General features: G+C 74.4%; 2 protein-coding genes (1 of these 2 running past the window's edge). Both read left to right on the top strand.

Annotation, left to right across the window (positions count from 1 at the left end; genetic code table 11):
• Window positions 1-13,479: a non-ribosomal peptide synthetase gene (locus tag HFV08_RS16840; protein ID WP_168540323.1), complete on the top strand. Its 13,479-nt coding sequence runs from the start codon at window positions 1-3 to the stop codon at window positions 13,477-13,479.
• Window positions 13,476-15,067: the 5' end (the start) of a non-ribosomal peptide synthetase gene (locus tag HFV08_RS16845; protein WP_168540325.1), read on the top strand. The gene runs 12,019 nt beyond the window's last position; only the first 1,592 of its 13,611 coding nucleotides appear in the window; its start codon is at window positions 13,476-13,478; the stop codon falls past the right edge of the window. The genes HFV08_RS16840 and HFV08_RS16845 overlap by 4 nt, the downstream gene beginning before the upstream one ends.

Here is a 15,067-nt window from a genome sequence, read left to right on the forward strand (position 1 = left end):
ATGCCCTTGTCGGCTGCGCAGCTCGGTGTGTGGTACGCGCAGCAGATCGACGCGGCGAGCCCGGCCTACAAGATCGGCGAGTATCTGGAGATTCACGGGGCCATTGATGTGGCCCTGTTCGCACGTGCTGTGCGCGGGGTGTGCGAGGGCGTCGACTCGCTGTGGATCCGTATTGCGGAAACCTCCGGGGGGCCGCGGCAGAGTGTCGAGACGGAAAGGGGCTGGACTCTTCCGGTCGTCGATGTCTCGGGTGAGGCCGACCCGCGGGCGGCGGCCGAGTCCTGGATGCGCCGGGAACTGGCGCGGCCGGTCGACCTGTTGGGCGAGCGGCTGTTCACCCACGCGCTGTTCACCGTGTCCGAGGAGAAGTTCTACTGGTTCCAGGCCTACCACCACATCGTCGTGGACGGGTACGGTTTCTCGCTGATCGCCCGTCAGGTCGCCGAGGTCTACTCGGACCTGCTTCGGGGCGGTCCGGGAGACGTGAGTCTTCCCGCGTTCTCCGAGTTGCTCGAAGAGGATTCCCGGTACCGGTCCTCGAAGGATTTCACGCGGGACGGAGAATTCTGGTCCTCGGCCTTCTCCGACCGGCCTGTCCCGCCCCGGCTCGCGGGGCGGCCCGAAATCCGTCCTCGGCAGGTGCTGCGGCATACCGCCTATCTGGACCGGGATGTCGTCGCCGGGCTCCGCGACGTCGCCGACAAGGCCGGTATCCGGTGGTCGCGCCTCCTGATCGCCGCCGCCGCGGGCTATGTGCACCGCGGTACCGGTGAACGGGACGTGATTCTCGGTCTGCCCGCGCTGGCCCGGGTCACCGAGTTGAGCAGGCGGATTCCCGCCATGATGTCGAACATTCTGCCGCTGCGGGTGTCCGTCAGCCCTGACACGGCTCTTGTGGATCTTGCCGCGGAGGTCTCCCACCGGACCCGGGAAGTGCTGGAGCACCAGCGCTACCGAGGTGAAGACCTGGCGCGGGGGCTGGCGTTGCGGGACGACATCCGGCGGTACGTCGGACCGGTCATCAACATCACCACATTCGACTACGACATACGTTTCGGCGATTGCCGGACCACGGCGCACAACATGTCGGCGGGGCTCACGGACGATCTGTCGATCCTGCTCTACGACCGACCGGATCCGCGCGGGCTGCGCCTGGACCTCGACGCGAACCCCACGCTCTACTCCGCCTCGGACCTGGTCCGGCACCAGCAGCGGTTCGCCGAGCTGCTCTCGGTCATGGCCGCCGACCCCCACCGCAAGCTGGGCCGGGTCGCCCTCACCGGAACCGGCGGCAAGAGGCGGGCGCCGCAGCAGGCCGCCACCTCGGCCGAGGGGACAGCCGGCCCGGACGCGGACGAGGCCACCGCTCCCACCACCCTGCCCGAGCTGTTCCAGGCCACCGCCGCCCGCCACCCCTCTGCCCTCGCCCTGGACGGCGGCGGCGAGCAGCTGACCTACGCCGCGCTCAACGCACGCGCGAACCGCCTGGCCCGCCGCCTGGTCGCGGAGGGAGCCGGACCGGAGCGCATCGTGGCCCTGATCCTGCCGCGTTCGCCGGAACTCGTGGTCGCCCAGCTGGCGGTGGCCAAGGCCGGAGCGGCGTATCTGTCGATCGAGCCGGGCCTTCCGGCGGACCGCGTCCGCTACCTCCTCGCGGACGCGTCCCCCGCACTCCTCGTCTCGTCCGCCGCGGTGGCCGCCGAGCTGGTGGACGACGACGTACGCTCCCGCCTGCTCCTGATGGACGACGCGGCGGGCCCGGCCAGGGACGACGTACCGAACCCGGACGGGAACGGCGCAACGGACCCGAAGAGGAGCGGCGCACCTGACCCGCACCCGCACCCGGACGCGGACCTGACCGACGCCGAGCGCCGGGCCCCGCTCACCCCCTCCGCGCCCGCGTACGTGATCTACACCTCCGGCTCGACCGGCCGCCCCAAGGCCGTCGTCGTCACGCACGCCGGGATCGCCGGTCTGGCGGCCGCGCAGCTGGAGCACTTCGCCCTCAGCGCCGAGGCCAGGGTGCTCCAGTTCGCCTCCCCGAGCTTCGACGCCTCGGTGATGGAGGCCCTGATGGCCTTCGCCGCGGGGGCGGCACTGGTGGTGCCGCCCGCTGGGCCGCTGGTCGGGGACGCGCTCGCCGAGGTCCTGCTGCGCGAGCGCGTCACCCACGCGCTGATCCCGCCGACGGTGTGGGCGAGCGTCACCGGCACCGCCTTCCCGCGGCTGCGCACCCTGGTCGTGGGCGGTGAGCCGTGCCCGCCGGAGCTGGTGGAGACCTGGGCCGGGCGCCTGCGCCTCGTCAACGCCTACGGGCCCACCGAGAGCACCGCCTGTGTGACGATGAGCGCGCCGCTGTCCCCGGGAGCCGCGCCTCCCCTCGGACACCCCCTCGCGCACACCGGTCTGTACGTACTCGACCCGCATCTGCATCCGGTCGACCCGGGCACCTCCGGCGAGCTGTACGTGTCGGGCACCGGACTGGCGCGCGGGTACCTCGGCCGGGCCGCGCTCACCGGCGAACGCTTCGTGGCGGACCCGTACGGGGCGCCCGGCGCGCGGATGTACCGGACCGGCGACCTGGTGCGGCGGTGCCCGGACGGGAACCTGGAGTTCCTCGGGCGCGCGGACGACCAGGTCAAGATCCGCGGCTTCCGTATCGAACCCGGTGAGGTCGAGGCCACGCTCTCCCGGCATCCCGGTGTCGCCCGCGCGGCCGTGGTCGCGCGGCGGGAGGAGTCCGGCGAACGGCGGCTGGTGGCCTACGTCGTCCCGCGCGCCGAGGACGGCACCGCACGGGACGAGGGCCAGGAGGACCGGCACGTCGACGAGTGGCGGAGCATCTACGAGTCGGTCTACGAGGGCAGTGCGGCGCGGGGGGACCGCGGCTTCGTGACGGACTTCTCCGGCTGGAACAGCTCCTACGACGGCCGTCCGCTGCCGGTGGCGCAGATGGAGAAGTGGCGCGCCGCCGCCGTGGAGGCGATCCGGGCCCTGGGTCCGCGCCGCGTCCTGGAGATCGGCGTCGGCAGCGGCCTGATCGTCTCGCAGCTGGCGCCCGAGTGCGAGCTCTACTGGGGGACCGACTTCTCGGCCGCCGCCGTCGACGCCCAGCGCGCGCGGGTGGCCGGGATGCCCGAGCTGGCGGGGCGGGTGGAGTTCAGCTGCCGGCCCGCCCATGACACGACCGGCCTGCCGGCGGACTTCGACACCGTCGTCGTCAACTCCGTGGCCCAGTACTTCCCCAGCGCCGACTACCTGCTGGACGTGGTGCGCAAGGCGGTGCGGCTGCTCCGCCCGGGCGGGCGGATCTTCCTGGGCGACATCCGCAATCTGCGGCTGCTGCGCACGCTGCACTCGGCCGTCGAACTGACCCGGCTGGAGACCGGCGCGGACCCGGCCGGGGTGAGCGCACGGATCGACCACGCGCTCACGGTGGAGAAGGAACTGCTCGTCGACCCCGACTTCTTCGCGGGCCTGGTGGGGACCGTCGAGGGCGTCGACGGTGTCGACATCAGGCTCAAGCGCGGCGACTACCACAACGAGCTGACCCGCTACCGGTACGAGGTGGTGCTGCACAAGTCCCCCGACCGGCGGCTCCGTTCACTGCGCGAGGTGCCCGTACGGCGGTGGAGCGAACTCACCGGTTCCGGCGGGAGCGGCGGCCTCGACGAGATCGCCCGACTGCTGGAGCGGGAGCGGCCCGCCTGTCTGCGTCTCGTCGGCATCCCCAACGGGCGGCTCGTCCAGGAGGCGGGCGCGGCACGCGAACTGCGGGTGAGCGGTTCGGTCCGGGCGGCCCTCGGCCACCTGAGCGGCGAGGAGGCCCTCGCCGCCGCGGTCGACCCGGAGGCGCTCCACCGACTCGGCGCCGCCCAGGGCTACCGGGTCGCGGCCACCTGGTCCGCACGGGGAGCGGACGACTGCTTCGACGCGGTCCTGGTGAGCGGCGCGGCCGACCGGGAGGCGCCCTGGACGGACACCTATCTGCCCGCCGAGGGCTTCACCTCGGCTCCGCTGACGAACAGTCCGTCCTCCGCCGACGCCGGGGGCGAGCTGGTCCACGCGCTCCACTCCTACGCCAGGGAGCAGCTGCCCGGCTATCTGGTGCCCGCCGCGTTCGTGCCGATGCGGGAGCTGCCCTGGACCTCCAGCGGAAAGCTGGACCGCAGGGCGCTTCCGGCACCGGAGGCGCACTCCTCCGGCCGGTCGCGGGCGCCCAGGACCGCGCAGGAGGAGATGCTGTGCCATCTCTTCGCCGAGGTGCTCGGGCGGCAGGAGGTCGGTCTCGACGACGACTTCTTCGCCCTGGGCGGCCACTCGCTCCTCGCGACCAGGCTGCTGACCCGGGTGCGCTCCGCGCTGGGTCTGGACCTGCCGATCCGCGTCTTCTTCGACACCCCGACGGTCGCCGGTCTGGCCGGCCGGCTCGGCACGGCGGCGCCCGCCCGCCCCGCCCTGGAGCCCCGGCCGCGCCCGGGGGACGCGCAACTCTCCTTCGCCCAGCAGCGGTTGTGGTTCCTGCACCGCCTGGAGGGCGAGAGCTCCACCTATACGCTGCCCCTCGCTTTCCGGCTGCACGGCCCGCTGGACGTACCGGCCCTGGGCGCCGCCCTGGAGGACGTCGTCACCCGGCACGAGAGCCTGCGGACCCTCTTCGAGGAGCAGGACGGGGACCCCCGGTACCGCGTACTGGACCCCGCCGCGGCGGCCGCCGCCCTCGGCCTGCGCGAAGTACCCACCGACGAAGGCGCGTTGGCGGAACAGCTCGCCGAGGCGGCGGGCGAGGGCTTCGACCTGGCCACCGGACTCCCGCTGCGCGCCACGCTCTTCCGCCTGGGGGCACAGGAGCACGTACTGCTGCTGATGCTCCATCACATCGCCGCCGACGGCTGGTCCCTCGGCCCCTTGCAGCGGGATCTGGGCACCGCCTACGCGGCGCGGTGGCAGGGCGGCGAGCCCCCGTGGTCACCGCTGCGCGTGCAGTACGCCGACTACGCGGACTGGCAGCGGGAGCTGCTGGGCGAGGAGGCCGCGGCCGACAGCCTGGTCAGCAGTCAACTGGCCTATTGGCGCGAGCAGTTGGCCGATGTACCGGCGGAGCTGCCGCTGCCCGCCGATCACCCCAGGCCGGCGCGGGCCACCTACCGGGGCCGAACGGTGCCGCTCGGCATCGACCCCGCGCTGTACGCGCGGATCCGGGAGACGGCACGCGCCCACGACGTCACCGAGTTCATGGTGGTGCACGCCGCCGTGGCGGCGCTGCTGACGCGGACCGGGTCGGGGACCGACATCCCGATCGGCTCGCCGGTCGCCGGTCGCACCGACGAGGCGCTCGACGAGCTGGTGGGCTTCTTCGTGAACACCCTGGTGCTGCGGACGGACACCTCCGGCGACCCGAGCTTCGCCGAACTCCTGGAGCGGGTACGCGCGGTGGACCTCGCCGCCTACGCCCACCAGGACCTGCCCTTCGAACGGCTCGTGGAGGCCGTGCGCCCGGCGCGCTCGCTCGCGCGGCAGCCGCTGGTCCAGGTCATGCTGGCCTTCCAGAACACGCCTTCGGCGGGGCCCGAGTTGGCCGGGGTACGGGTCGAACCGCAGCCGGTGGCCACCGACTTCGCCAAGTTCGACCTGACCTTCCATCTGAACGCGCGGTCCGGGACGGCCCACGACCCCGCCGAGCTGTCCGGCTCGCTGGAGTACAGCACCGACCTGTTCACGGCACGCACCGCGGAGTCCCTCGCCGCCCGCCTCGTCCTGCTGCTGCGCGCGGCGACCGCCGACCCCGCCCGGCGCCTGAGCGGACTGGACCTGTTCACCCGCGAGGAGCGGGAGCGGCTGGCCGCCCACCGGAACCCCGCCCTGCCCGAGGCGCCCTCGGCGACGCTGCCGGAACTCTTCGCCGCCCAGGTGCGGCGGGCACCGGGGGCCGTGGCCGTCTCCCAGGGCGACCGTACCCTCGGCTACGCCGAACTCGACGAACGGGCGAACCGCCTGGCGCACCTGCTCCTCGACCGCGGTGTCGGCCCCGAGACCCCCGTCGCGCTGCTGCTGGAGCGCACCCCCGACCTGGTGGTGGCGGTGCTCGCGGTGCTCAAGGCGGGCGGCGTGTATGTGCCGATCGACCCCGGCTACCCCGCGGAACGCGTCTCGTTCATCCTGGCCGACGCGCGGCCCGCCTGCCTGATCGCCGACACCCGTCCGGAACAGGCCCCGGCCCCCGGCGTCGCGTGCCTCGCCCTGGACGATCCGGAACTCCGGAGGCAGCTGGAGAGCGCACCCGCCACCGACCCCGCGCGGCGTATCTCCCCGCGGAACGGCGCCTATCTGATCTACACCTCCGGCTCGACCGGGACGCCCAAGGGGGTCCTGGTCACCCACGCGAACGTGGTCAGGCTCTTCGAGGCGAGTTCCGCCTTCGCCTTCGGCCCCGAGGACGTGTGGACCCTCTTCCACTCCTACGCCTTCGACTTCTCGGTCTGGGAGATGTGGGGCGCGCTGCGGTACGGCGGGCGGCTCGTGGTGGTGCCGCGCCCGGTCACCCGCTCCGCCGAGGCCTTCCTCGACCTCCTGGTCCGGGAGCGGGTCACCGTCCTCAACCAGACCCCCTCCGCCTTCCACCAGCTCGTCGCCGCCGGCCGGGAGAACCCCCGGCTGGAGCGCGAACTCGCCCTGCGGGCCGTCGTCTTCGGCGGCGAGGCACTGGACCCCGCACGGCTGGCCGAGTGGTACGAGCGGCACGCCGACGGCGGTCCCGCCCTGGTCAACATGTACGGCATCACCGAGACCACGGTGCATGTCACCCACCGGTCCCTGGACGCCGCGCAGGCGGTGGCGGGACCCAGCCGCATCGGCGTGCCCCTGGCCGATCTGGACACCTACGTCCTGGACGGCGCCCTGGGGCAGGTCCCGCCCGGTGTCCCCGGTGAGCTGTACGTCTCCGGCGGCGGACTCGCCCGCGGCTACGCCGCCCGAGCCGCGCTCACGGCGGAGCGCTTCGTGGCCGACCCGTTCGGCCCGCCCGGTTCCCGGATGTACCGCACCGGCGATGTGGTGCGCCGGGACAGCGCGGGGGAGCTGGAGTTCCTCGGACGCGCCGACGACCAGGTGAAGCTGCGCGGCTTCCGGATCGAACTCGGCGAGATCGAGGCCGTGTTGCGTGCCGCACCGGGCGTCGAGCAGGCCGTGGCCACGGTGCGCGAGCACGGCGCGGGGGACCGGCGGCTGATCGCCCATGTGGTCCTCGCCGACGGCGGGCGGGACACCCGCGGACTGCGCCGCCACCTCGCCGAGCGGCTGCCCGGGTTCATGGTGCCCTCGGCGTTCGCGGCCGTGGACGCCTTCCCCCTGACGGCCAACGGCAAGCTGGACCGCGAGGCGCTCCCGGCACCCGACGCCGAACCGCTCGCCATGGGCCCGCGGGGGCGCCGGCCCACCGCGACCGAGGAGATCCTCTGCGGACTGTTCGCCGAGATCCTCGGCGTGGCCTCGGTCGGTGCCGACGACGACTTCTTCGCCCACGGCGGCCACTCGCTGCTGGCCACCCGGCTCGTCAGCCGCATCCGGTCGGTCCTCGGCGTGGAACTGCCGATCCACCGCCTGTTCGACGCCCCCTCGGTCTCCCGGCTGATCCCCCATCTGGACACGGCGGGCCGGGCCCGGCCCGCCCTGCGGCCGGGGCCGCGCCCAGAGGCCGTCCCGCTCTCCTACGCCCAGCAACGGCTCTGGTTCATCCACCAGTTGGAGGGCCCCACCGCCGCCTACCACATCCCGCTGGGCCTGCGGCTGACCGGGCAGCTCGACGAGGCGGCGCTGAGCGCGGCGCTGCGGGACGTCGCCGCCCGGCACGAGAGCCTGCGTACCGTCTTCCCCGCGGAGGGCGGGCGCGGACGGCAGCTCGTCCTGGACACCGAGGAGGCGTACCCGCGCCTGGAGACCGCGGACGTCACCGAGGCGGAGCTGGCCGGGCGCACGGCCGAGGTGGCGCGGCGCGGATTCGACCTCTCCGCCCAACCCCCGCTGCGTGCCGCCCTGTTCCGGCTGTCCGCGCGGGAGCACGTGCTCGTGGTGGTGCTGCACCACATCGCCGCGGACGGCTGGTCGCTGGCGCCGCTGGCCCGGGATCTGGCGACCGCCTACGAAGCCCGGTGCGCGGGGCGGGAACCCGGGTGGGCGGCCCTGCCGGTGCAGTACGCCGACTACACCCGGTGGCAGCGGGAGGTCTTCGGCAGCGAGCAGGACGAGGACAGCCTGATCGGCCGGCAGGCCGCGTACTGGCGGGCCCACCTCGCGGGGCTGCCCGAACGGCTGGCGCTGCCCGCCGACTTCCCCCGGCCCGCCGAGGCCGGACACCGCGGCGACACCGTCTCCTTCACCGTCGGACCGGAGCTGCACGAGCGGCTCCGGGCAGTTGCCGCGCGCCACCACGTCACCCTCTTCATGGTGCTCCAGGCGGGACTCGCGGCGCTGCTGACGCGGACCGGGTCGGGCACCGACATCCCGATCGGCTCGCCGGTCGCCGGGCGCACCGACGAGGCGCTCGACGAGCTGGTGGGCTTCTTCGTGAACACCCTGGTGCTGCGGACGGACACCTCCGGCGACCCGAGTTTCGCCGAACTCCTGGAGCGGGTACGCGCGGTGGACCTCGCCGCCTACGCCCACCAGGACCTGCCCTTCGAGCAGGTGGTCGAGATGCTCAACCCCGAGCGCTCCCTCGCCCAGCACTCGCTGTTCCAGGTGATCCTCGCCCTGCAGAACGCCCCCGCGGCCCGGTTGCGCCTGCCCTCGCTGGAGGCGGCCCCCGAGCCGGTCGGTCTCGCGGCCGCGAAGTTCGACCTGTTCTTCAGCCTGGCGGAGCGGCCGGACGGCTCCGGTGAGCCGGGCGGGCTCGACGGCACCGTCGAGTACCGGACCGACCTGTTCCGGGCCGGGACGGTACGCGCGCTCGTCCACCGCTACCTGCGCTTCCTCGACGCGGTCACCGAGGACCCCGGCCGGGCGCTCGGCTCCGTCGACCTCGTCACCGAGGAGGAGCGCCGACGGCTGCTCGCCGCGGGCACCGGCGGCACCTGTGCCGTGCCCGAGGGCACCCTGGCGGAGCGGTTCGAGGCCCAGGCCGCCCGTACGCCGGACGCGCCCGCCGTCGTCGCGGGCACGGTTGCGATCACGTACGCGGAGCTGGACGCGCGCGCCAACCGGCTCGCGCACTGGCTGATCGGGGCCGGTGTCGCACCGGAGTCCCCGGTGGCCCTCGCCATGGAGCGGACGGCGGAGGTGGTCGTCGCGATCCTCGCCGTGCTCAAGGCGGGCGGATGCTACGTCCCCCTCGACACCCGCAGCCCGCGCGGCCGTACCGACCGGATCGTCGAGCAGGTCGGCGCCGCGCTGCTGCTCACCGACGACCCGGAACGCCACCGGCACCGGGAGCACCCGGCCCGCGTCGTGCCGCTCGGTGAACTGGACCTGGCCGCCCACCCGGCCACCGCACCGCGGGTGCCCGGCCACGGCGCCCGGCTCGCCTGCGTGATGTACACCTCCGGCTCGACGGGCGTCCCGAGGGGAGTGACGGTCGCCCAGCGCGATGTGCTCGCCCTCGCCGGGGACAGCTGCTGGCAGGGCGGCGACCACGAGCGGGTCCTGATGCACTCGCCGCACGCCTTCGACGCCTCCACGTACGAGCTGTGGGCACCGCTCCTGAACGGGGGCACCGCGGTGCTGCTGCCCCCGGGTGAACCGGACCTCGCGGTGCTGCGGCGGACGATCACCGAGGGCCGGGTCACCGCGCTGTGGCTCACCGCGGGGATGTTCGCCCTGATCGCCGAGGAGAGCCCGGAGTGCCTCGACGGCCTCCGGCAGGTCTGGACCGGCGGCGACGCCGTCTCCCCGGGCGCGGTCCGGCGGGTGCGGGCGCGCTGCCCCGGGCTCAGCGTGGTCGACGGCTACGGACCGACCGAGGCCACCACCTTCGCCACCCGGCACCTGCTCCGGCCGGAGGACGCCGAGCACACCGTCCCCATCGGGCGGCCCATGGACAACATGCGGGCCTACGTCCTGGACGACCGGCTGCGGCTGGTCCCGCCCGGTGTGGTGGGCGAGTTGTACCTCGCGGGCACCGGGGTGGCACGCGGCTACCTGGGCCGCCCGGCAGCGAGCGCCGAGCGGTTCGTGGCGGACCCCTTCGGCGGACCGGCCGGGCGGATGTACCGCACCGGGGACCTGGCGCGGTGGAACGCCCGGGACGAGCTGGAGTTCCGCGGCCGCGCCGACGACCAGGTGAAGCTGCGCGGCTTCCGGATCGAACTGGGCGAGGTCGAGCGCGCGCTGTCCGGCACCCCCGGTGTCGGGCAGGCCGCCGCCGTGGTCCGCCAGGACGGACCGGGGAACAAGCACCTGGTCGCCTATGTCGTGCCCGCCTCCGGCGACGGCCCACCGGGAGCCGGTTCCGAGGCCGGGGAACGGGTCGGGCAGTGGCACGAGATCTACGAGCAGCTCTACGGCCAGGTGGCGGAGCTGACCCCCGGCGCCGACTTCCGCGGCTGGAACAGCAGTTACGACGGCAACCCGATCGAGCCCGGCCAGATGCGGGAGTGGCAGTCCGCCACGCTCGACCGCATCCGGGCGCTGCGGCCCCGCCGGGTACTGGAGATCGGCGTCGGCACCGGGCTGCTGCTCGCGGGGCTCGCGCCCGACTGCGAGGCGTACTGGGGCACCGACCTCTCGGAGACGGTGATCGGGACCCTGCGGCGCGCGATCGCCCAGGACCCGGGGCTGCGGGACCGCGTCACGCTGCGCGCCCAGCCCGCGGATGTCTTCACCGGCCTGCCGACCGGGTTCTTCGACACCGTGGTGATCAACTCGGTGATCCAGTACTTCCCGGGCGCCGACTACCTGACCCGGGTGCTGCGCGAGAGCGTCCGGCTGCTCGCCCCCGGCGGGGCGGTCTTCGTGGGCGACGTCCGCAATCTGCGGCTCCAGGAGACCTTCGCCGGGGCCGTCGAACTGGCCCGCCGCGGCGGACCGGTGGACGCCGAGGAGCTGCGCGCGGCGGTCCGGCAGGCGGTCGCGGTGGAGAACGAGCTCCTGGTGGACCCGTCCTTCTTCGGTGAGTTCGCCGACGCGGCACCGGTCGGCTGCGCCGACGTACGGATCAAGCGCGGGCACCACCACAACGAGCTGACCCGCTACCGCTACGACGTGGTCCTCCACCGGGCACCGGCCGGCGGCCTCCGCCCGGCCGGCTCCCCGGGTTCGGTCCGGTGGGGCCGGGAGGTCGCCGACCTCGCGACGCTCTCGGACCGCCTGAGCGGGCAGGCGGGCGGACTGCGGGTGACCCGGGTGCCCAACGCGCGGCTCGCGGCCGAGGCGGAGGCCGCGGCCGTGGTCGCGCCGGGCGGCCCCGACGCGGCGGCGGCCCCCGACCCCGAGGCGTTCTGGGAGCTGGGCGCCCGGCTCGGACACCAGGTGGTCGCGAGCTGGTCGCCCGACGGCGACCACGGGGAGCTGGACTTCCTCTTCCTGGACGCCGGGGAGAGCGCGGACGCCCCCGTCGTCGCCTGCCCGCCGGGTGAGGGGAGCCGGGCCTTTGCCCGCCCCCGTACCAACAACCCCGCCCGGCTCGCGGAGCGCGAGGCGCTGGTCCGGGCCGTCCTGGACCGGGCCCCCTCGGTGCTGCCCGACTACATGGTCCCCGCGACCGTCGTGGTCCTGGACCGGCTGCCGCTGACCCGCAACGGCAAGGTCGACCGCGTGGCCCTGCCCGCGACCCCGGCACCCCGGGCGGCGGGGGACCAGGACGCGGGCACCCCGGAGGAGGAGAAGCTGTGCGAACTCTTCGCCCGGGTGCTCGGCCTGCCCGCGGTCGGTGTGCAGGACAGCTTCTTCGACCTCGGCGGCGACAGCATCGTCTCCATCCAGCTGGTCAGCCGCGCACGCGACGCGGGGCTCACGATCACCCCGCGGGACATCTTCCAGCACAAGACGGTCGCCGCCCTGGCGGCCGTGGCCCGGAGCCGGACCGACCGGACCGCTGAGGCCGCCGGGGCCGGAATCGGCACCGTAGAGCTGCTGCCGGTCGCCCACTGGCTGCGCGAACGCGGCGGCCCGGTCGACGAGTTCGAGCAGAACGTCCTGGTGCGGGTGCCGGGGGGAGGCGACGAGGCGGGGCTGCTCGCCGCCCTGCAAGCCCTGCTGGACCGGCACGACGCGCTGCGCCTGCGGCTGGGCCGGGACCCCTGGTCCCTGGAGGTGGGGCCGCCGGGCTCGGTACCGGCGCGGGCCTGCGTCCGGCGGATCGACACCGGCGGCTGGGCGGAGAGCGCGCTCCGCGCGGCGGCCGACGAGCACGTGGTACGGGCGCGGGGGCAACTCGACCCCGAGCAGGGGCAGTTGGTGCGGGCGGTGTGGTTCGACGCCGGGCCGCTCCGCTCCGGCCTGCTGCTCCTGGTCGTCCACCACCTCGCCGTCGACGCGGTCTCCTGGCGGATCCTGCTGCCGGACCTGGCGAAGGCGTGGGCGGCCACGGCCGCCGGTGAAGAGCCCTCGCTCGCGCCCGTCGGCACCTCGCTGCGGCAGTGGGCCCGGCGGCTCACCGAGGAGGCCGTCCACCCGGACCGGGTCGCCGAACTCCCGCTCTGGCGCAAGGCGTTGGAGGCACCGGACCCGCTGCTCACCGACCGCCCGCTGGATCCGGCCCGGGACACCGGCAGCCGGCTCCAGAGCCTCAGCCTCGATCTGCCCACCGAGGTCGCCGCACCGCTCCTGACGAGCGTGCCCGGCGTCTTCCACGCCCGGATCAACGAGGTCCTGCTGACCGCCTTCGCGCAGGCGGTCGCCGAGAGCCGGGGCCGCGCCGACACCGGCGTGCTGCTGGACCTCGAAGGGCACGGCCGCGAGGAACTCGACGAGGAGACCGATCTGTCGCGCACGGTCGGCTGGTTCACGAGCATCTTCCCCGTCCGGCTCGATCCGGGAGCGCGCGGCCTCACCTCGGGCGAGGCCGTCAACCGGGTCAAGGAACAGCTGCGCGCGCTGCCCGACAACGGCCTCGGCTTCGGCCTGCTGCGCCATCTGAACCCCGGGACGGGCCCCGGCCTGGCCCGGCTGCCCCGCCCCCAGCTGGGGTTCAACTACCTCGGCAGGCTGCCGGTTTCGGACGGCGCTGACTGGACGATGGTGGCCGAGCACGGGGCCGCGAGCCCACCGGCGGACCTCCCGGCCGCGCACGCCCTGGAGGTCAACGCGTACGCGCACGAGCGGGACGGCGGCCCGGTGCTGACGGCCCGGTGGAGCTGGCCGGCCGGGCTGTGGTCCGAGGCGGGCGTGCGGAGCCTGGCCGAGCGCTGGTTCGAGCGGCTCGGCCGGCTGGTCGCCGAGGCCGCCGACCCCGGGGCGGGCAGCCGCACGCCCTCGGACCTCCCCCTGCTCTCACTCAGCCAGGAGGAGATCGACATGCTGGAGACGGAGTGGGGGACGGAATCGTGACACGCAAGGGACTGCAGGACATCCTGCCGCTGGCGCCGCTTCAGGAGGGCTTCCTCTTCCACGCGCTCTACGACGAGCAGGCCCCGGACCTCTACCTCTCGCAGTTCACCTTCGACCTCGCGGGGCCGCTGGACCGGGAGGCGCTGCGAGGAGCCGCCGAGGGGCTTCTCGCCCGGCACGGCACCCTGCGTGCCGGGTTCCGCTCCCACGGTCTGAGCAGGCCCGTCCAGGTGATCCCCTACCGGGTCGAACTCCCCTGGCGGGAGGTGGACTTGAGCGGGCTGCCGGCCGCCGAGCAGCAGGAGGAGGCGGCCGGGATCCTCGACGCGGACTACCGCCACCGCTTCGATCCGGCCCGTCCGCCGCTGCTGCGCTTCACCCTGATCCGGCTGGCCGAGGACCGGCACCAGCTGGTGCTGACGCACCATCACATCCTGCTGGACGGCTGGTCGGTGCCCGTCCTCGTACGGGAACTCTTCACGCTCTACGCGCGGCGGGGCGACGCCGGGGGTCTGCCGCCGGTCGCCCCCTACCGCGACTTCCTCGCCTGGCTGACGCGGCAGGACTCCGAGGCGGCGCTGACCGCCTGGCAGGCCGCGCTCGACGGCCTGCCGGGACCGGTGCGGCTGGCGGCGGAGCGCGGCAGTGAGCCGCGGATCCCCGAGGAGCTGGGCGTCGACCTGTCGCCGGAGGCCACCGAGGGCCTGCGGCGGATGGCGCGGAGCCGGGGCCTGACGCTGAACACCGTCGTCCAGGCCGCCTGGGGAGTGCTGCTCGGGCAGCTGACCGGCAGCGGCGACGTGGTGTTCGGCGGCACCGTCGCCGGCCGCCCGCCCGAGGTGCCCGGCATCGAGACGATGATCGGCCTGTTCATCAACACCCTCCCCGTCCGCGTACGGCTGCGCTACGAGGAGTCGCTCGCCGACCTCTGCGCGCGGCTCCAGGAGGAGCAGACGCGGCTGCTGGCCCACCAGCACGTGGGCCTGGCCGACATCCAGCGGGCCACCGGCCACGGTGAGCTGTTCGACACCGGCATGGTCCTGCAGAACTACCCGGTCGACGACTCCATGCTCGACGAGGCCGGGGGCTTGCGCGTCACGGTGCCGCAGGCCCGCGCCGGTACCCACTACGCGCTGAGCCTCATCGCCATGCCGGGCGAGTCCTTGCACCTCAGGCTCGGCTTCCGCCCGGACCTGCTGGACCGGGGGACCGTCGAGGGCGTGGGCGGCAGGCTGGTCCGGCTCCTGGAACAGGTGGCGGCCGACCCCGGGCAGCCGGTGGGCCGGGTCGACCTGCGGACCGAGCGGGAGCGGCTTCTGACGCGGCGGCAGGGAACGGGCGGCCCGGCGGAGTCGGGCGAGCGGCCCACGCTGCCCGCTCTCTTCGAGGCGCGCGCGGCGGCCGAGCCCGACGCCGTCGCCGTGGTGCACGGGGAGCGGACCCTGTCGTACGCGGAGCTGGACGACCGCGCCGACCGGCTGGCCCGCGCGCTGCTCGACCAGGGCGCGCGCCCGGGCGACCGGGTGGCGCTGCTGCTGGAACGCTCGCTGGAGACCGTGGTGGCGGTCCTCGCCGTGCTCAAGGCGGG

It is taken from the genome of Streptomyces physcomitrii, from assembly GCF_012273655.1.
Taxonomy (GTDB): domain Bacteria; phylum Actinomycetota; class Actinomycetes; order Streptomycetales; family Streptomycetaceae; genus Streptomyces; species Streptomyces physcomitrii.

Coding starts and splice junctions, on each gene's coding strand:
- HFV08_RS16840 (WP_168540323.1), top strand. CDS start 1: ATGCCCTTGTCGGCTGCGCAGCTCGGTGTGTGGTACGCGCAGCAGATC.